We start from the raw sequence: 18,413 nt of genomic DNA, 5'->3' as shown, positions 1-18,413 counted from the left end.
AATTTCTGCAAGACCGGCAAGACATCCGGCTGGCCCAAGACAACTGACTGAGTGGCGGACGTAGATCGCTCTACTCGTCATATGCCCCGAAGGACTCGTCATACAGCCCCGAGGACCCACGCCGATGGCACCCGACGAGATGTGTGTCGACCAGGCCGATGGCCTCCATCAGGGCATAACTCGTGGTGGGCCCGACGAACCGGAAGCCGTACGACCGCAGTTCGGCGGCCAGCGCCTTCGACTCGGCGGTTCGGGCCGGAACTTCGGAGACCGTACGGGGCACCGGGGTGCGGCGGGGCTTGTGCGACCAGATCAGCCGATCGAGCCCGCCGTGCTCGCGCAGCGCCAGAACGGCTCGCGCGTTGGTGCGTGCCGCCTCGATCTTCGCACGATGCCGGACAATCCCGGCGTCGCCCATGAGGCGTGCCATGTCCCCGTCCGTGTAGGCCGCGACGGCCTCGGGGTCGAAACCGTCGAACGCCGTACGGAAGGCCCGGCGCTTGGCGAGAATCGTCAGCCAGCTGAGCCCGGCCTGAAACGCCTCCAGCGTGATCCGCTCGAACAGGGCCCGTTCCCCGCGGACGGGCAGTCCCCATTCGGTGTCGTGATACCGCAGGTTGAGCGGATGTGAGACGGCCCACCGGCAGCGCCCCAGCCCATCCTCGCCCACCACGGCCCCGCCGGGCACACCCGCCTCCGCATCACTTCCCGCCGGCTCATGCCTCGCCTCCGTCGGTTGTGCGGCCGACGCACCACGTGAGGTATCGGATGCCATGGTCACGCTCTCACTCTCTCTTCCAAGACTGCCCCGCCCGGAGAACCCGGAGAACTCGGGGACCCCCTCCCTGCGAGCCCTCCACTGTGCGTACTTGCGGGGCATACACACCGCGCAGGGCCGGTATCCGGCCGCGACGGCGGTGTCTTCGTCGGCGAAGAAGACCCGGTGACGTACGTACTGACCGCGGGCGAGGGCGCGCAGCGCGGAGGGGCAGTCGAGCCGCCCGTACAACTTGCCCGGCCGGTAACCGCCCAACGAGCCGGGCGCAGCGCTCCGGTAGGGCCGCCCGTCCCGATCGATCAGCGTGTACGTCGTTCCTGCCACTCCGCCCGCGCATTCACTCATCGGCCGGCGCTCCGCAATCCGGCCAGGGCTGTGCGACATCGGCTGCCGCACAGCCGAGTCTGTGCGTACCTCGGGCGAACTTCCGGCGGTTTTCGGACATCGTGCTGCCCTCCCGGGGCATGCGGGGCGGCACCCGCCGCGAGGGGCGGGGCCAAAGGCTTCCTCTGTGACACCGGAGCGGTGACGCAGACTCGGCGCGCAGCACAGGTGCGGAATTCTGCGGCTCCTCGCGGCACGCTCCCCAGGGACTTCGATCTATCTGCCGATGCGTGCCACACCGTCGGCTCCCGGGTTCGGCTGGGAGGACGAGCAGCCTCTCGATCTCGTGCTGGTCCACCGGTCGTTGCAGTTCCGGCCGTCCCGCTGGGAGCGCCTGCGGGAGTGTACGGCGCGGGGAACGCGCCCCGGGAAGTACGCACCGCGAGCGTGCCGAAAGCGACCTGCCGGACCTGCCTGCGTGGCAGACGCCCGGACGGGACCCGATCCCTGTGGTGTTCAGTCCGTCATACACGCAATAGCGGGAAACGGGCGGGCTGTCGGGCAGCGGTCGATCCGGCCGGGCGTCAACGCGACAGATGCCGACGCGACAGATGTCGAGGCGGCCACGGGCCCCTCCTCACGCCAAGCCGCACGACAACCCTCACGACAAGCCCCTGCCCCGCCCGGCCGCCGGCTCCGTCCGCCGGCGGCCTCCGAGTGCGCGCCCCCGTGCCGGCCCCGATTCAGGCCACTACTGCCACGGGTCGACACATGGCTCCCCCAGACGAGGCCCCGCTGCGAGTGGCACGCCGGTCCGATGGCACTGGTCGACCGAGGCGGGAGACTTGCTGCTCTTCGCCGCCTCCAGCGGAATCACCGGATCCCCGGCGGGCGGCCTGCCCCCGGGCGGTGTGTAGCCGTCCAGCCGCGCCGTCCCCCAGACGTACGGGTCGGCCTGGGCACTGCCGAACGGCGACCAGGCGAGCCGCGTCTTGCCGATCTTGTCCGTTGTGTCGGAGTCGTAGACCATGATGTTCGCCGTCATCGCCTCGGGGTGAACGGTGTCCGGCAGCCCGGTGAGCGGAATCTTCGCTTCGACGGTGTATCCCGTATATGGCCGGTGCACGAGAGAGGCGACCTCCATGCCCGGGGCCGTCTCGTGAGCGGGCCCCTGATGGTGGTCGGCGTCCCGGGCCGCACACGCCCCGCCCTCGGAGGTGAACGGAAGGATCCCGGCCTTGAACGTGGTCGAGGTGTCATCGGAGTCGCCGCGTGGGTCAAGGCCGATTTCGACGGAATCGGTGCGCCAGTGCCGTTTGCAGTCGGCCTGGGCCAGCGCGGCGCCCATGAAGTCGTCCGTGACCTCGACGAGAACGTACAGGTCATCGCCGTGCCGGGCGAGGCGGGCGGTGGCCGAGCAGTCGTCGGCCGAGCTGCACTCCTTGTCCTGCCAGTGCACCAGCTTCAGCTCCTCGCCCGGGTACTCGCCAGCGGAGGCTTCGCCGTCGACCTTGGGCCGCTGCGCGGCGGCCGGGATCGTGGTGGTGGGGGCGTCCGGGTAGCTGGGCTGCGCATCGTTGGCGAGCCACGGCATCCCCACCTTCTTCGTCCAGTCCCGGAATTCGGCGAACAGCGGGCGCAGCTCCTGCTGCTCATGGACAGGGGCGGGCACCGGCTCACCATTCTCGGCCAGCACGGAGAACCAGTCGCAGCCCAGCTTGTCGCGAGGAGTGGTGATCTCGGCGGGGAGGGAGCCGAAGCCCTGCGTGACGTACTTGCGGGCGGCATTGCGCTCCTGCTGCGCCCAGGTCGTGCCGTACTTCTTCGACCACTCGCCCTCCCAGACGCCTTGCTGCGGCAGCCCGGTATGCGGGTCGCGCTCCTCGGCGGTGGCACAGCCGGAGCCGACCGGCCCCTTGAAGCCCCAGTTCTGAGCCAGCAGCCGGGTCGGCCGCCAAGGCTGGTAGTTCTCCTTGCTGATGTGCTGCGGGAACGCGTCGGGGTCCCCGGCCAGCTGGAACGCCTCGGTCGCCAGGCGGCCGGCAAGCTGGTGGCCGCCGTGCTGGTTGAAGGGGCGGGGGTCCATCGTCACCACGGTCTTGGGGGTGGTGGCGCGGATCAGCCGGACGAGCCGCTCCAGGGTATCGGGCTTCCTGGGCGGGCCGTCCCAGACCCGTGTGGTCAGCGGGGCGGAGAGGGTGTACCAGAAGTCCGGTTTGTCGAGGTAGAAGACGTTACGGATGCCGATGGGCCCGAGAGCCGACCGTTCCTCGGTCTCCCGGATCAGCCCGAGGTCGGCACCTTCCTGGTGCCCCGCCGCGTTGCCGCCGCCCTCGCCGCGCGTAATGGTCGCAACGCCGGCGCTCTGCCCGTCCCGCTCGATCCATTGCCCGAAGGCGGCCAGCGACTGGTATTCATCGTCCGGGTGGGCGCCGATGAACAGGACGTCGGTGTGGGCGGGGTCGGATGACGGCGTCGCCTCGGAGGGCCGCTGCGCGCCGGTCGCCGGGGAGGGGATTAACGCGCCGGCTGTCAGGCCCAACGCGGCGATCCCAGTGACGAGGGCTGTACGTGCGCTACGCCGAGCGGTACGAGCGGCAGGCGGGCGGGCACGCAGAGGCATGTCGGGTTCCCTTCCGTCAGGCAGCGGCTCCGGTCAGAGGTGGGAACCAGTTGCATGGCCCCGGTGAAAGCCGTTGCAAGGTTCCGGTCAGAGCCCTGTCCAGAGGATGAACTTTCCGACTTATCCGCATTCGTCGATCGGCTGAGATCGTCCGTGTGAGTGATCCCGACGCCGGGGCGGGCGTCGCCAGTCGGCTGCACCCGGCCGGGCCGGCGCGGCCCGCATCCGTGACGGTCACGACGCAAACCCGCCGGACCTCGGCCGCCGAGTACCGCTGAAGTGGATGACACAACCAGCGGAATGCGGGGAATGCGCTGAATGCACGGCATGCACATAACCGAATGGATTTCATGACCACCACGGCCACACGCCCCAAAGGCTTCGACGACCGTATATCGGCCCCGATCGTCACCTTGGCGACCGCCCGAATCGACCGCCGGCTGATGCTGTGCGCTGTGATGCTCCTGCTGGCACCGGCGAACTTCCTCGCCGCAGCGGCGCCAACCCGGACAGAGTGATACCCCTCCTGGGCAACCCGGTCGCCGGCGATGCCTTCCTGGACGTACGGAAGCCGGGGAAGTCGTACAAGCGAAGCACGGCCAGGCTGGAGAAACCTGCGCCGGCGAAGGACGATGAGATTCCCGAACGTCCGCCTTACACCCCTCCGGTGGGGGCCCAGACGCCTTGGCTCCGGCGCCGAACGGCATCTTTGGCGGTGACATCGGCGGGGGTGGCGTCAGTGGCGGCTCCGTACCTTCCGGCGCCGGTGGCTCCGGAGCAAGTTCCGGGGGTGCGCTGAGGGTGCCCGGTATGCCAGGCGCATGGTTGGCGGCGGTGCGAGCCGCAGTGGCACGAGTCCCCGTGGCACGGGTCCCGGTGGCACGGGCGCGCCTTGGCAGTCGTGCCGGAACAGGCGCCGCCGTACAGGAGCAGGCGCCGGACGTCCCGGGATGCCCGGTGCGGGCGGTGCTTCCGGGGGAGCCGCAAGCGCAGGGAGTGGCACTGGTGGCACCCGAGGCCGGGGGCCTTGCCCGTCAGCGTGGTGGCACTGTCGGCGCTTCCGGAGGCGCGGGCGCCGGCGACGTAGCACAAGGCGGATCCGGGCCGCACCGCAGCCGCGGTGGCGCGCAGGCCGGGAAGACCGCTGGCGGCCGGGGCGTGGGCATGATGGGAGCGCCTGGCCAGGCGGGCCCGGAGCGTCTCGCGTTACGGGCCCGCCCCTTCTTGCCTCTCCGTCCCCGCCGCGTGGCTCTCACACCGGGCGTAGTTGCCACCCGGCCCCCACATGCCGGCCCTGGCGCACACGGCACGGCTCCGCGGCGGCGGCCTGCGCCACTACCGGCCCACCGCCCGGTCGCCGGGCATGAACACCCCTCCGAATGGATACACGTTAGTGGGGCCTGCGCCGACAGTGGTCCGCAAATTTCACAGGGAGGAACGCGTGGGATGGACGGTGCCCCCCTCTACCTGGAACCGCACCTGGAACCGCCGCTGGCATCCTTGCTGGAGTCGGCCGCGTTCCTCCACATGCTCGTAGACGCGCTCGGCTCACCTGTCAATGTCGTTCTGCCCGATCAGATCGCGCGGAACGTCGAGCGCTTCCGCACCGCCTACCGCCGTCACAACCTCGTCGGCCAGGTGTTCTTCGCGCACAAGGCGAACCGTTCCAGCGCTCTGGTACGGCGGCTCGCCGCTACCGACGCCGGCATCGACGTGGCCTCGCTCGCCGAGCTGCAGCACGCTCTGGGCGCGGGATTCACGCCGGACCGCATCCTGGCGACCGGTCCCAAGAGCCCGGAGTTCCGGTGGCTCGCCGCCCGCTCCGGGGTCACCGTCAGCGCGGACGGCCCCGGGGAGCTGGAGGAACTCGACGCTCTCGTACGCCGGCACGGCCTGCCCCGCGTCCGGGTCCTGCTGCGGCTGTCGGAGTTCGAGACGCCCGGTGCCAAGGTGCTGTCGCGGCAGACCCGCTTCGGTACCTCCATCGGGTCGCTGGACCAGCTGCTGGACGTGGTGGAGCGCCACCAGGAAACCCTCCAGCCCATCGGTGTCGCCTACCACCTCGACACCACCAGCCTCGATGAGAAGGCGATCGCGTTCGAAGGCTGCCTGCTGGCCATGGACGCGTTGCGCAAACGGGGATTCCAGCCGCGCGTCATCGACATCGGCGGCGGCTTCGGCGTCAACTACCTTGCCCACGCCGCCCAGTGGGAGCGCTTTACCACCGAACTGGCCCATGCGGTGCTGGGCAAGCGCCCGCCCATGACATGGTCCGGGCACGGCTACGGCCTCCGTGCCGAGGGCGGCACGCTCCGCGGTGCCCTGAGCCTCTACCCGGCCCACCGCCCGGTCGCCGGCGCCGCCTACCTCGACGAGCTGCTGTCGCTCCCCGCCCCGGCCTTGGGCCGTCCGCTGGGCACCCTGCTCCTGGAGAACCTGTACGACCTGCACACCGAGCCCGGCCGGTCGCTGGTCGACCAGTGCGGGCTCTCCCTCGCGCGCGTGCTGGAGGTACGCCGTACCGACGCCGGTGTCTGTCTGGTCCGCCTCGCGATGAAGGCGAGCGACGCCAGCTTGGAGGAACACGGCGTCCTGATGGACCCCGTCCTCCTCCCCCGCTCGGACGCGCATGCCGTTACGGAAAGCACCGCAAGATATGGCGGCACGGAACGGGCCGCAGCTGCAAGAAGTACGGAAGCGACCGCAGGAGCCACAAGCGCAGGAGCCACAAGCGCAGGAGCCACAAGCGCAGCACCCGCAAGCCCAACGCCCGTTGCCGTCCATCTCACCGGCAACCTCTGTCTGGAGGCCGACCTGATCACTCGTAGAACGGTCCATCTGCCACGCCTGCCGCAGCCGGGTGACCTTCTCGCTTTCGTCAACACGGCGGGCTACTGCATGGACTTCAGCGCCACCCACGCGCAGCAGCAGCCCGTCGCGCGCAAGGTCGCCGTCCACCGGGACGGCGGCTCCTGGCGTTGGTGCCTCGACGAGCAGTACTGGCCGATCATACGTCCTGGGGGGCAGCAGATATGAGATACGACAGCATCACCGAAGCCATCGGCAGCACCCCCCTGGTCCGTATCGATCCGGCCGTGCACGGCCTGCGCAATATCGACCTCTACGCGAAACTGGAAATGCTCAACCCCTTCGGCTCGGTGAAGGACCGGGCCGCATGGAGCATGGCGCGCCCCGGTCTCCCCGCCGCCAGAGAGAGCGGCGCTACGGTCGTGGAGCTGTCCAGCGGGAACACCGCCAAGGCGCTGGCGGTCATCGCGGGTATGCATGGGCTGTCGTTCAAGAGTGTCACGAACCGGATGCGGGTTCCGGAGATCAAGGACCTGCTTCTGCTGCTGGGCGCGGAGATCGAGGAGCTTCCCGGACAGACGGAATGCCTCGACCCGACCAACACCGAGGACCCGCTGACTCTCTTCCACCAGAAACTGTCCGAGCCCGGAGGCGCCAGCCTTCACACGGATCAGTACTTCAACACACTCAACACCGCGGCGCACGAGAACGGCACCGGCCCGGAGATCCTGGCGGATCTGGACGGCCGGTCTCCGGACTGGTTCATCGCCTGCGTGGGGACGGCCGGTTCGTCGACCGGGGTGGCCAAGGTGCTGCGCGAGCACGACCCGGCGGTGCGGGTCGTCGGGCTGGTCGGGGAGAAATCGGACTTCATCCCGGGGATCCGCAACATCGACGAGGTCAACGAGGTCGGACTCTTCGACCCCGCCACCTACGACTCCATCGAAACGGTCAGCGCCGAGGAGGCGCTCGACGGAATGCTGACGCTGGTCCGCCGCTGCGGCATCCTCTCCGGCCCCACCGGCGGCGCCGCCTACTTCGGCGCCGTACGTCAACTGCGCGCGGTCGACGCAGTGTTGACCGATGACCTGAGCCGGGAACCGAGCGCGGAGCCGAATCCGAAGCCGGACGCGGGACGGAATGCGTCATCACCTCGCAAGTCACCCCGCAAGACGGCTGTCTTCATCGTCTGCGACCGCGTCGAGAGCTATCTCAGCTATGTCCGTCAGCGCCGTCCGGAGCTGCTGGGACGCCCCGCGGTGAAGAACTCCGTGGCCACGCTCACCGACGCCGAGCTGCAGACGGCCACGGTCATCGACACCGCCGACGCACAGAAGTGGATCGCGGCGGAACGGCCGCTGGTGGTCGATCTGCGCGGCCCGTTCGCGTACGCCGCGCTGCACATCGAGGGGGCGGTCAACATCGTGGACGAGCTTTTCGACGAGCTCATACGCCCCGGCCTGCCGTTCAGCAGACGACAGCCGGTGCTGCTGACATGTCCGGTCGGTGAGAAGTCCGCCCGGTACGCGGCCCTGCTGACCCGTATGGGGCATCCCGACGTACGCAGCCTGGCCGGCGGCATCATCGCCTGGCGCGACGCGGGCGCCCCGCTGGTGCGTGACTGAGATGACCGGTGTGACGGACGGGACGGGCGGCGGCTCCCCGTTGGACGACTTGGCGTCGTGGCAGCGCCCGCTGCGTGCGCAGTTCCCGATCATCGTGGCCCATCCGGAACTGGCCTACCTGGACAACGCGGCCACGACGCAGAAGCCGCAGGCCGTCCTGGATGCCGTACAGAAGTATCTCACCACCTCCAACGCCAACGCGGGCCGAGGCACCTATCCCTGGGCCAACGCCACGACGGCACTGGTGGAGCGGACCCGCGAGCGGGTCAAGGGGTTCCTGGGGGACCCGGCGCCGGACCGCTCGTCCGTGCACTTCACCGCCGGCACCACCGACGGGCTGCGCACCGTCGCACGCGACTGGCTGACCACCCTCCTCACCGACGGCGACGAGATCGTGGTCCCGTACGCGGACCACCAGGCGAATCTTTCCCCGTGGCTGGAGGCGCGCGAGCTGCTGGCCCGCCAGGGGGTCGGCATCCGGGTCCGGGAACTGCCGTGCCAGGCGACGTCCGGCGACTACGACCCGGAGGCGCTCGCCGAGCTGATCGGTCCGCGCACCCGCTTCGTCGCGGCCACGCATGTGCACCACGTCTACGGAAGCGACATGAATGTGCACCGCATCCGACGAGTGGTCGGTCCGGACGTCCCGATCTGCCTGGACGCCGCCCAGAGCGTCGGCCATATGCCGGTGTCCGCGGCCGAACTCGATGTGGATTTCGTGGTCTTCTCCGGGCACAAGGCGCTGGCGCTGCCCGGTATCGGCGCGATCTGGGCCCGGGGGACGCGCGGGCCGCGGTTCCGGCCAGGCGGCTGGAGCGGTACGCCGAACACCGCCGGCATCGCCGGCCTGGCGGCGGCCCTCGACTGGCTGGAGGCGGCCGGCCCGGACCGGATCGAACGGTGGACCGCCGGCCTGACGTCCCGGCTGACCGACGGTCTGCAACGGCTGGACGCCTACGACGTCCTGGGCTGCCGGCTGAGCCTGGCCGCCGAGGCCCGGGCCCAGCGGCGGACGAGCATCGTCACGTTCCGGCACCGCGAGATCAGCTCGGGCGACCTGGGCTTCATCCTGTTCAGCGACGGGTTCATGGTGCGCAGTGACAGCCACTGCCAGGCCGGTACGTCCGAGAAGGAGGAGTCTGTCCGGGTGAGCCTGCACGTCCACAACACCCCGGAAGAGATAGACGGGTTGCTCACCACCCTCGCCAGTCTGCAATGATTTCCAATAGCGGTTAGACAGGGGCTGACACGAGGGCGAAGGCGGCACGACCGGATGGGCTTGAGCATGGCGACGGCCGCGCATTGGGTGGAACGCTGGGAATGCCAGCAGCAGCGGTACGCGATCGACCGTCAGGAGAGGTTCACCGTGATCGCCGACGTGGTCGAGCATATGACGGCCGGTCACCCGGCGCCCCTGATCGCCGACCTCGGCTGCGGCCCCGGGGCACTGGCGGCCCTGCTCGCCGATCGTCTGCCGAAGGCGGAGGTCCTGGCCGTCGACGCCGACCCGCTCCTCATGGGGCTGGGACGGGCCCACTACGGGTCGCCCATCCGGTACGTCGAAACGGTCATCGGCGAGCCCGGCTGGCTCAAGGCCCTCGCCCTGCGGCGTCCTCTGGACGCGGCCGTCTCGACCACGGCGCTGCACTATCTCGGCGAACGCACGCTCCACCGGGTCTACCGACAGCTCGCCGCGCTGCTGCGCCCCGGCGGGGTTCTGGTCAACGGTGACCACCTGTGCCAGGACGCCCCGGCGATCGCCGAGATCGCGGGTGTCGTCGGACGTCGCCGGGCCGAGCGACAGCGGGCGTTCGCGCACGAGGACTGGAACTCCTGGTGGTCGGCGGCCACCGCCGACCAGGAACTGGCCGAACTCGTCGCCGAACGCCGCAACCGCCGGCTTCCGAGCAGCAAGGAGAACGAGCTGACGCTCAGCGAACATGTCGCCCTGTTGCGGGAGGCAGGGTTCGCACACGTCGGGCCGGTCTGGCAGTTCGGCAACAGCCATGTACTGGTCGCCGTGCGGTAGCGCCGTGACCGGCCCGGACAGCAGCATGCTGTCCGGGGCAGGCATCCGCTCTTGCCCTCTTACGGCGTGCCCCGGCAGGCTCTGTCGCAGCCCGGGCGATTCCGCCGGGCGCGTCTCACCCCACGCATTGGAGTCCTCATGGGAACCCGAGCACGACTCGCATCTGCAGCCCTCGCCATGACCGTCGTCGGAGCCCTGACGGCAGCCTTAGCGGCCCCGGCCCAGGCTGGGCCGACGGCCGGGAGCGCCAATGCCCCAGCAGCAGCCGGTTACTACCTCAAGTTCGACAAGCGCACCGTGACGAATTCCAGGCTGTACCTGATGAAGAGCGTCGCCGGTCCCGACAAGGTCATAAAGAGCTATCGGGCCGGGTCGGGAACCGGCACCAACACCTGTGCCGTCGGGAAGGGCTGGCTGCCCAACGGCAACTACAAGATTGAGTTCCACCAGAAGGACTTCGACGGCATCATCAACGGCTATGTCATCAAGATCTCCGACAAGAGGTGCCACAGCGGCACCCAGCGCACCGAGCTCTTCATCCACAGCGAGATGAAGCCCAACGGCAAGCAGGGCTCGATCGAGTCCGAGAAGTGGACCAACAGCAATCCGAACGACTACTACTCCAACGGCTGTGTCAAACTCAACCCGTCCGACATCAAGAACCTGTTCGGGACAGTGGACCGTCTCGGCTGGTCGAAGCTGAGCAAGCTGAAAGTCGTCAGCTAGGGCCGGCCGCCGCGGGGCGCAGGGGGCGCACGGCCCCGGTGTCGGGCGGGGAAGCCCCCTCGTGCAACTGCGGTCCCGTCATACTTCCTCCGCCGCCTCCACAGTCGTGCGCCGCGTTGCCTGCTCCTTCGGCCGTAGCCCGATCGTCACCAGTGCTACGGCCACCGCGAGGAAAGCAGCGAGGACCGTGAAGCCCGTCACGCTCGAACCGGTCGCATCGGTCAGCCAGCCGACGAGGTACGGCCCGGCGAAGCCGCCGAGGTTTCCCAGGGCGTTGATCAGGCCCAGCGCCACCGCCACCACCTCGAAGCGCAGCAGTTGGCCGGGGATCGCCCAGAACGGGCCGTACGGTGCGTAGACCGCCGCGGCCGTCACGCACAGCAGCGCCATCCGTGCGTAGGGCCCGTCCACGGCCTGTCCCAGCAGCAGGGCCGCGATGGCCACAAGGAGGGGTAAGGCCACAGCCTGGCGGCGTTTGCCCGTGCGGTCGGACCAGCCGGCGTTGGCGATCATCACGGCCAGCGCGATGGTGAACGGTAGGGCGGTGAGCAGTCCGACCTCGGTGGCGGATCCGTCGTGTGTCAGCTCCTTGATGACCGAGGGCAGCCACAGGCTGAAGCCGTAGAAGCCGGTGATCCAGAAGAAGTAGACGCCGATGAGGACGAGGACGGACCTCTGCTTGACCGCGTCGAGGTACGAGCCGCCGCGCGCGGCGGGCTTGGCGGCCTCGTCGGCGGCGATCGACCGTTCCAGGTGGTCGGCCTCGGCGCGGGAGATCCACCGGGCCTGCGCGGGCCGGTCGGCGACCGCGAACCACCAGACCACCGCCCACAGGAGCGGCGGAACGCCCTGGAGCACCAGCACCCAGCGCCAGCTCGCGTGATCGAGCATCCAGCCGGACAGCGGCGCCATGAGGATCGAGGAGAGGGGAAGACAGGCCATCCAGAGGGCGTTGGCGCGGGCCCGCTCACGCAGCGGGAACCATGAGGCGAGCAGGATCAGCACGGCCGGCCACACACCGCCCTCGAAAAGACCCAGCACGAAGCGCGCGGCATAGAACTGTGTCTTGCTCTGTACGAGTCCGGACAGTATCGCGGCCAGCCCCCACGCGATCATGAGGAGAACCACGGTCTTCCGGGCGCTCCAGCGCTGGGCGAGGACCGCCGCCGGGATCTGCAGGAAGACATAGCCGACGAAGAAGATGCCGCCGACCATTCCCTTGTCGGCGTTGGACAGCGCCAAAGCACCGTCCATGTAAGGGAGGATTACGGAGACGTTGTTCCGGTCCAGATACGCCAGCATGTACATGAATGCGGCGACAGGAATGACGTACATCCAGCGCTTGGCCGGGATTGCCCGGAGCATCGCGTCCGTCGTCATGCGGCAGCCGTCCCGTAGGCGGCCCGGATCCGGTCCGTGTAGCGGCTGAAGCCGGCGGCGGCGCGGAAGGCGGCGGCCATGGTGGCGTGCGAGGCACGGCCGGTTCCCGCGATGTCGAACGCGGTGCCGTGATCGACGGAGGTGCGCAGGATCGGCAGGCCGACGGTGACGGACACGGTGCCGTCGAAGTCGACCGTCTTGGCGGGGATATGGCCCTGGTCGTGGAAGTGGGAGAGCACACCGTCGAAGCGGCCGTCGAGGCCCTGGTGGAAGACGGAGTCGGCGGGGACGGGGCCGATGACGCCGAGCCCCTCCGAGGCCGCCTCCTCGACGGCGGGGCGCAGCACGGTGATTTCCTCGTCGCCGAAGTGACCGCCCTCGCCGCCGTGCGGGTTGATCGCGGCTACCGCGAGTCGGGGTTCGTCGTGGCCGAAGACGCGTAGTGCGGTGACCGCGTGGCGGATGGCGGCCGCGACCCGTTCCTCGGTGATCTGGTCGAGGGCTTCGCGGAGCGACAGATGGCGGGTGGTGAAGAAGATCTTGAGGCCGCGGACCACGAACATGGTGTCGTAGTGCGCGGCGCCGGTGAGTTCACCGAGCATCTCGGTGTGGCCGAGGTGCCGCGAACCGGCCGCCCAGATCGCCTCCTTGTTGATGGGTGAGGTGACGATCCCGTCGACCTCGCCGGCCAGTGCGGCGCGGGTCGCGGCCTCGATGGCGGCCACGGCGGACCGGCCGGCCACCGCGTCGACCTCGCCCCATGGCAGGGCGGCGGGGGCGATGCCGAGGTCGAGTACGTCGATGGTGCCCGGCGCGTAGCGGGCCTCGGCGGGCGAGCCGACCGCGTTCACCCGGACATCCAGGCCGCAGATGCCGACGGCGCGGCGCAGTACGGCGGCGTCGCCGACGGCGAGGCCGCGGCCGAGCGCGGCGGTGGCCGGGTCGGCGAGTGTACGGGCGGTGATCTCGGGGCCGATGCCGACGGGGTCGCCGAGGGTGACGGCGAGGGTGGGGGGAGCTGTGGGGGGCATGGGGTCACCTCTCGGGGTGTGGTCCGGTGGGTGGGGTGAGGCTGATGGGGGCGAGCTCCGAGGCATCGGGGTCTGGAGCGTCGACGTCTGCGGCGTCGGTGTCAGGGGCGGCGGTGTCACCGGCGTCGGGATCTGGAGCCTCGGTGTCAGGGGCATCGGCATCTGGGGCGTCGGCCTCTGGTTCCGGGGCGGCAGGTGGCTGCTTCGCACCCGTCGGATGCGCGCCGAGGGTGTGGCGTGTACAGGCCGCGCGCAGGTGTTCCAGGCAGTCGCGGGTGGCGTCCGGTCCGCCGATGAGGCCGCCTTTGGTGGCGAAGAGCAGCCCGTCGTACGGGCCTCCCACCAGGTGGCCCGCGACGGCCAGCGGCAGCACCTCGGTCTCGATGGCGAAGCCGTCCGCGCCGAGTGCGGAGGTGACGGCGGCGGCGACATCGCCGCCCGACGCGTACAGCGCACCGGGGCGAAGCCCGGCCACCGCGCGGCGGGCGACTTCGGCCAGGCAGCGCAGGATGCGGGCGGCGGTGTCGGGATCGGGCACCGCGGCGGCAGCGGAACGGGAATCGGGCACGGCAGATGCTCCCGTGGCCCCGGGGCGCGGCTCGGGCGCCACCCGGACGCCGAGCACCGTGGCCCCCTGCCTCGCCGCCGCACGCAGTGCTCCCAGCACGCGATCGGGATCCGGATCGGAGGGGTCGAGGTCGGCCCAGCGGACGCCGAAAGCGGCTTCCGCATGGGCGAGTTGGACTCGGGTGCGGTCGGTGATGCTGCCGATGACCGCCAGGATACGGGCGGGCGGGCCGTCCTGGGAGCGCAGGCCGAGCTCGGCGGCGAGGGCCGCGCCGAAAGGACCGGAGTCCATGACGACCCAGCGGATCCCGTCCTCGTCGGCGAGTTGAGCGGCGGCGACCGCTACGGTCCGCAGGTGTGCGTTCTCGGTGGCGTCGCAGACGACGATGTCGGCCCGGCACTCGCGCAATGCCGCCGCCACCGCGTCCGGCCCACGCTCGACCACGTCCAGCGTCAGCTCTGCCGTATTCCGTTCGCTCTGCGTTCTCAGCACCTCCGCGACCCGTGCATGCCGGACGGGATCGAACGGGTCGCGCGCGACGGCGGTACGGGTGAGCGGTACGCCGTCGACGAGGTGCAGGCCGCCGACGGTGGTCCGGCCCGCGTCGGGGAAAGCGGGGACGGCGAGCGCCCGGATCCGGGCCGAAGGGTCGTGTGCGGTGAGCGCGTCGACGACCGCGTCGAGTTCCCTTCCCGGATTGCCGCGCAGTGTGGTGTCGACCCGCTTCACCACCAGGGGCACCTCGCCCGCCGCTTCCGTGGCGGCCCGGACAGCCGCGTAGGCCCGGGAGGGGGCCCAGTGCCGCGAGGCGGTGTTGACGACGAGTACGTCCACCCGGTGTGCGTAGCGTGGCACTTGGGCGAGTTCCCCGACCGTGACGGCCTGGAGACCGAGCCGTGCGTAGAGCGCTCCGGTCGCATTGCTTCCGGTGAGGTCATCGCCGATGACGAGCACCTGCGCCAAGAGGTCTCCTCCCGCCGGCTCCGGTGCCGGCCGTCCTGAACGTGACCCCGAAGTGACCGAACCACGCAATTCAGATTGCGTGATTCATGCAACTCAGAGTGGCGATCCGTCGGACGGGCTGTCAAGGGCACCGCACGCCACCCCTGCTGTCCCCCTGCCCTCACCGCCCCACCGACCGCACCGACCAGTCCGCCTCGGTGAACGCGGCCAATTGCTCCGCGTCGCCACCGGATATCAGCCCCGTGCCGGCCGGCACAGCCGCCCAATAGGGGAAGCCCCCTCCCCCGGCGAGCTTGGAATGGTCGGCCAGCACCCAGCAGGCTCGGGCACACCCGGCCATCGACTCCTTCAGGGCGGCCTGTTCATGGTCCGGGCAGTTGATGCCCCGCACGGGATCGAGACCGTCGACGCCGAGGAAGGCGACGTCCGGGGTGAGACGGCGCAGCGCCTGTTCCGTCCGGGTGCCGAGGAGCGACTCGTTGGGGCGCCGCAACCGGCCACCCAGCACCACGACATCCACCTCGGCGTCCGCCAGCTCCACCAGCGTGGACAACCCGTTGGTGACGACGGTGACATCGGTACGGTCCCGGAGCGCGTGCGCCAGCCGGGCGACGGTCGTACCCGCGTCGAGCAGCACCACGTCGCCGCTGCGGACCAGCCCGGCCGCGGCGCGGGCGATGGCGTGCTTCTCCGTGCGCCGCACGTGCTTCTTGTCGTGCCAGGAGCGCTCCACCGCCCGGTGGTCGACGGCACCGCCGTACGTGCGCCGGATCCGGCCGGCATCGGCCAGCGCGGCCAGATCACGGCGGATGGTGGACAGCGACACATCGAACTCGGCTGCGAGATCGTGCACGCTGACGTCGTCACCGCCGAGCAGTTCCACCAGTCGCTGCCGACGCCTCCGGGTGGCCGAACGTTCCCCATTGCTCACTTCACTGCCCGCCTCTGCCGGCCACCGCCTGCCCGCTCGCTCGCGCGGTGGGCTAGTTGCGTGATTCGCGCAAGTGGAGGCTAGCAGTCGCCGCAGCGGCCCCGGGGCGCCATGAACGAGCCGTCGGGTGGTGACGCCGTTCCACGAACCGACCGGCCACAGCACATCACCACACCGCTACGGCGACCACAGTGGTCATGCCGGCGTCACCGCGCCGGCACACCGTGCGTGTCCTCTGGCGACAGACCGCCCACGGCCGTCATCCGGCCGTCCAGGAGAGTCCGCTCAATCCTGGTCAAGCCGGGTCAAGGGGTCAGTGGCCGCGCCATCAGCGGCGCCCGGAGCACTTGGTGCCCCCCGCTGGCCAGCATGCGCACCTCGCCCCGGCCGCTGATCTCCGCGCGGACGATCCCCGACTCGTCCTCGTAGATCGGGTACCCGCCCGCTCCCGCCTCTTCGGTGCGCCGGACGACCACCACATCGTCTTCCACGACGGACGCTTGAAATACCAGCTCGTAACTTTCCGGGTAATCCTCCATGGTGGCCTCCCGACAAGGCTCTGCAGGGCGGGGCCCGGAGCCCCGTCTCCGTCCTCCGCCACCGCGCGCCGTCATATCCGGGCGCATATCCATCGTCTCCCAGGCCCGCCCGCCGCGCCTCAGGAGGACGCGCGGCCAGACCGTCGTCAGGGGCGGGGCGTCGGCCGATGGAAACGCCTGGCGCATGGTTCATCACACAGTGCGACGGCGAGGAGTCGCCCACACCAGGGAGACGACCCGGCTGCACCCGAGACCGGGGGCGCCCACTGCCACCGACGGCTCGCGGTGGTCCCCTGCTCTGGCCCTTCGACGAGCCATGGCCAGCCTGTCGCGCTCCGCGCATGGCGCCCCGTAGCGAACCGTTGGAGCCCACGCTCACCCAGCCTGGAGAAGGCTCAGGCGGAACGGGAGGCGGCGGCGTTCACGACTGAACGTCCAGTAGCCATCGGCGAGTTCGGCGCCGCCCTTGCTGACGGAGCTTGAACTGAGTCCTGTTGCGGGGCCAAACGCCTGCCGGCTCATGGGGCGGTCGGAATACCACCGTTGCAGAGCCGGGCGCGGTTGGCGCGTCGCAGGTCACGCACGGTGCGTCGGGTGTGCTCGGCCCTCCGGTCCGCTCCCGGTCCGCCGCCCGTGGGCGTGCGGTCCCTTGACACGACCTTCTCTCGGGCTGTGACTCACACCCCAAGTAGAGCCATGAGGTCGTTCATGAATTGAACACGGCCGTCCTCCGGACTCCTCAGAGAGAGGCGTTTCCGTCAGGCGCATACTTCGAGCCGCGACCATCCTGGCACCGTCACCCCACTCGCCATCGCGGCCTCCGGATGCGGCGGCGGCTCGGCCTTCGGCGGTGGCAGCAACGACTCCCCCAAGACACTGACGTATTGGGCGTCCAACCAGGGGCCGAATGCCGAGGCGGACAAGGAGATCCTCGGTCCGAGCTGAAGAAGTTCGAGCGGCAGACCGGGATCAGGGTGAAGCTGGAGGTCATCCCCGTGGCCAGCAGACGGCGAAGTGAGCGGACGGCGATGACGACCACCAACGACAACCACGCGGGGGCAGGCGCCGCGGGGCCGGCCGACCACCGGGACCTCCGCCCCGCGCCGCCCCCGCATTCCCGCCCGCCTGCGCCAGCCGTTGGGTAGCCCGTCCGTCGTACGCACCCGGGACGGCGGCCGGCGCCGTCCGCGTTTCCCGGGATCATCGCGGTGGCCGTGTACGCGTTCATGACCGCCTGGGGCGAGGTGCTGTTCGCGTCCGTGATGACCAACGACACCACCCGCACCCTCTCGGTCGGGCTGCAGGGCTATGCCACGCAGAACGACGTCTACGGGAACCAGGTCATGGCCGCCTCCCCGGTCGTCAGCGTCCCGGTGGTCGCGGGGTTCCGGCTCCTGCAGCGATATCTGGTCGCCGGGCTCACCGCGGGGGCCGTCAAATGACGTACGCCGAAAGCACCTCCGTGACCGCAAGGACCGCCGAAACCGACCGGACGCCAAGACCGATCGGAGCCCCGCGACCGACCAGCCGTCCCCCGGCCGGCCTGATCGGCTTCGCCGCCCTGCCGGACGACTTCGCCTGGGGTGTGGCCACATCGGCGTACCAGATCGAGGAGCCGTCACCGAGGACGGCCGCGGCCCCGCCATCTGGGACACCTTCTCCCCCGTCACGTCACCGACGAGCAGTCCGGCCCGCCGCCGTTCGTCCGCCAGGAGCGCCGGCCGCATGTCCCCGGACCGGCATGCACGGGGAGATCGACGCGAACGACATGGAGGCGCTGCTGCCCACCCACGAGTACGGGCCGCGCAAGATCCATGTCACCGCGAACGGCTCCGCCTACCCCGATGCCGTAGGCCCCGAGGGGAACGGTTCACGCCCCCGAGCGGACCGCGTGTCTGCATGAGCATGTGGCGGCGTGCGCCCGCGCGGACCGTAAGGGGGCGCCCTTGGCGGGGTGTTCGCCTGGTCACTGATGACCGACTTCGAACTGATGGACAACTTCGAGTGGGCCCACGGCTACGACAAGCGCTTCGGCCTGTTCCATGTCGGCTACGCGACCGGCACTACGCCGAGCTGATCCGTAGCGCG

Annotated in this window: 13 protein-coding genes and 5 pseudogenes; 10 read left to right on the top strand and 8 right to left on the bottom strand. The window is 70.1% G+C overall.

The annotated features are described in order from the left end of the window. Positions 1 to 70: 70 nt before the first annotated feature. Both K9S39_RS42585 and K9S39_RS39980 read right to left on the bottom strand, forming a co-directional pair. Positions 71 to 1,123, bottom strand: a complete 1,053-nt coding sequence (locus K9S39_RS42585) for a DNA-3-methyladenine glycosylase I (RefSeq protein ID WP_319949620.1) — start codon at positions 1,121 to 1,123, stop codon at positions 71 to 73. A gap of 730 nt (positions 1,124 to 1,853) precedes the next feature. Then, on the bottom strand, positions 1,854 to 3,644 hold the full coding sequence (locus K9S39_RS39980) for a sugar-binding protein (protein ID WP_248868178.1): 1,791 nt from the start codon (positions 3,642 to 3,644) through the stop codon (positions 1,854 to 1,856). Between the two features lie 236 nt (positions 3,645 to 3,880). On the opposite strand from K9S39_RS39980, the gene K9S39_RS42220 reads away from it, so the two are divergent. From K9S39_RS42220 to K9S39_RS39950, 7 genes and pseudogenes are all read left to right on the top strand, one after another. Further along, positions 3,881 to 4,003, top strand: a complete 123-nt coding sequence (locus K9S39_RS42220) for a hypothetical protein (protein WP_283113305.1) — start codon at positions 3,881 to 3,883, stop codon at positions 4,001 to 4,003. Between the two features lie 99 nt (positions 4,004 to 4,102). Then, positions 4,103 to 4,228, top strand: a pseudogene (locus K9S39_RS39975) (MFS transporter); the annotation flags it as partial. Positions 4,229 to 5,171: 943 nt separating this feature from the next. Next, entirely contained in the window at positions 5,172 to 6,761 is a 1,590-nt protein-coding gene (locus K9S39_RS39970) for a Y4yA family PLP-dependent enzyme (RefSeq protein ID WP_248868177.1), read from the top strand. After that, positions 6,758 to 8,158, top strand: coding sequence for a pyridoxal-phosphate dependent enzyme (locus K9S39_RS39965; protein WP_248868176.1), 1,401 nt, complete (start codon positions 6,758 to 6,760; stop codon positions 8,156 to 8,158). The genes K9S39_RS39970 and K9S39_RS39965 overlap by 4 nt, the downstream gene beginning before the upstream one ends. Position 8,159: 1 nt before the next feature. Further along, entirely contained in the window at positions 8,160 to 9,377 is a 1,218-nt protein-coding gene (locus K9S39_RS39960; protein ID WP_248868175.1) for an aminotransferase class V-fold PLP-dependent enzyme, read from the top strand. A gap of 54 nt (positions 9,378 to 9,431) precedes the next feature. Then, the gene (locus tag K9S39_RS39955) at positions 9,432 to 10,187 is read left to right on the top strand and encodes a class I SAM-dependent methyltransferase (RefSeq protein WP_248868174.1); all 756 of its coding nucleotides are present in this window, start codon (positions 9,432 to 9,434) and stop codon (positions 10,185 to 10,187) included. 138 nt (positions 10,188 to 10,325) lie between these two features. Further along, positions 10,326 to 10,913: a L,D-transpeptidase family protein gene (locus K9S39_RS39950; protein ID WP_248868173.1), complete on the top strand. Its 588-nt coding sequence runs from the start codon at positions 10,326 to 10,328 to the stop codon at positions 10,911 to 10,913. A 78-nt stretch (positions 10,914 to 10,991) separates the two neighbouring features. Here K9S39_RS39950 and K9S39_RS39945 read toward each other — a convergent pair whose 3' ends face one another. From K9S39_RS39945 to K9S39_RS39920, 6 genes and pseudogenes are all read right to left on the bottom strand, one after another. Further along, positions 10,992 to 12,293: an MFS transporter gene (locus K9S39_RS39945; protein ID WP_248868172.1), complete on the bottom strand. Its 1,302-nt coding sequence runs from the start codon at positions 12,291 to 12,293 to the stop codon at positions 10,992 to 10,994. Beyond that, a complete protein-coding gene (gene pdxA / locus K9S39_RS39940) occupies positions 12,290 to 13,324 on the bottom strand; it encodes a 4-hydroxythreonine-4-phosphate dehydrogenase PdxA (protein ID WP_248868171.1) in 1,035 nt (344 codons plus the stop codon). Before pdxA ends, K9S39_RS39945 begins: the two co-directional genes overlap by 4 nt. Before the next feature lie 4 nt (positions 13,325 to 13,328). After that, the gene (locus K9S39_RS39935; RefSeq protein WP_248869189.1) at positions 13,329 to 14,846 is read right to left on the bottom strand and encodes a four-carbon acid sugar kinase family protein; all 1,518 of its coding nucleotides are present in this window, start codon (positions 14,844 to 14,846) and stop codon (positions 13,329 to 13,331) included. Positions 14,847 to 15,015: 169 nt separating this feature from the next. Continuing rightward, positions 15,016 to 15,786 (bottom strand): DeoR/GlpR family DNA-binding transcription regulator, encoded by a 771-nt coding sequence (locus K9S39_RS39930; RefSeq protein WP_248868170.1) that lies wholly within the window; start codon positions 15,784 to 15,786, stop codon positions 15,016 to 15,018. Between the two features lie 305 nt (positions 15,787 to 16,091). Next, the gene (locus K9S39_RS39925) at positions 16,092 to 16,325 is read right to left on the bottom strand and encodes a DUF6296 family protein (RefSeq protein WP_248868169.1); all 234 of its coding nucleotides are present in this window, start codon (positions 16,323 to 16,325) and stop codon (positions 16,092 to 16,094) included. 447 nt (positions 16,326 to 16,772) lie between these two features. After that, a pseudogene (locus tag K9S39_RS39920) lies at positions 16,773 to 16,909 on the bottom strand (sugar kinase); the annotation flags it as partial. A 182-nt stretch (positions 16,910 to 17,091) separates the two neighbouring features. Between K9S39_RS39920 and K9S39_RS39915 the strand changes: the two are divergent. From K9S39_RS39915 to K9S39_RS39905, 3 pseudogenes are all read left to right on the top strand, one after another. After that, positions 17,092 to 17,326, top strand: a pseudogene (locus tag K9S39_RS39915) (sugar ABC transporter substrate-binding protein); the annotation flags it as partial. A gap of 180 nt (positions 17,327 to 17,506) precedes the next feature. Then, positions 17,507 to 17,767 (top strand): annotated as a pseudogene (locus K9S39_RS39910) (carbohydrate ABC transporter permease); the annotation flags it as partial. Between the two features lie 204 nt (positions 17,768 to 17,971). Beyond that, positions 17,972 to 18,384 (top strand): annotated as a pseudogene (locus K9S39_RS39905) (family 1 glycosylhydrolase); the annotation flags it as partial. Between the last annotated feature and the right edge of the window lie 29 nt (positions 18,385 to 18,413).

It is taken from the genome of Streptomyces halobius, assembly GCF_023277745.1.
Lineage (GTDB): Bacteria > Actinomycetota > Actinomycetes > Streptomycetales > Streptomycetaceae > Streptomyces > Streptomyces halobius.
The sequence above is the reverse complement of the archived record's forward strand: the minus strand, read 5'-3'. Positions and strand labels throughout refer to the sequence as shown.

Bases quoted from the DNA above. Each gene is read 5' to 3' on its own strand.
- pdxA (WP_248868171.1), bottom strand. From the start codon at position 13,324: ATGCCCCCCACAGCTCCCCCCACCCTCGCCGTCACCCTCGGCGACCCC.
- K9S39_RS42585 (WP_319949620.1), bottom strand. From the start codon at position 1,123: ATGAGTGAATGCGCGGGCGGAGTGGCAGGAACGACGTACACGCTGATC.
- K9S39_RS39965 (WP_248868176.1), top strand. From the start codon at position 6,758: ATGAGATACGACAGCATCACCGAAGCCATCGGCAGCACCCCCCTGGTC.
- K9S39_RS39955 (WP_248868174.1), top strand. From the start codon at position 9,432: ATGGGCTTGAGCATGGCGACGGCCGCGCATTGGGTGGAACGCTGGGAA.
- K9S39_RS39960 (WP_248868175.1), top strand. From the start codon at position 8,160: ATGACCGGTGTGACGGACGGGACGGGCGGCGGCTCCCCGTTGGACGAC.
- K9S39_RS39925 (WP_248868169.1), bottom strand. From the start codon at position 16,325: ATGGAGGATTACCCGGAAAGTTACGAGCTGGTATTTCAAGCGTCCGTC.
- K9S39_RS39970 (WP_248868177.1), top strand. From the start codon at position 5,172: ATGGACGGTGCCCCCCTCTACCTGGAACCGCACCTGGAACCGCCGCTG.
- K9S39_RS39945 (WP_248868172.1), bottom strand. From the start codon at position 12,293: ATGACGACGGACGCGATGCTCCGGGCAATCCCGGCCAAGCGCTGGATG.
- K9S39_RS39950 (WP_248868173.1), top strand. From the start codon at position 10,326: ATGGGAACCCGAGCACGACTCGCATCTGCAGCCCTCGCCATGACCGTC.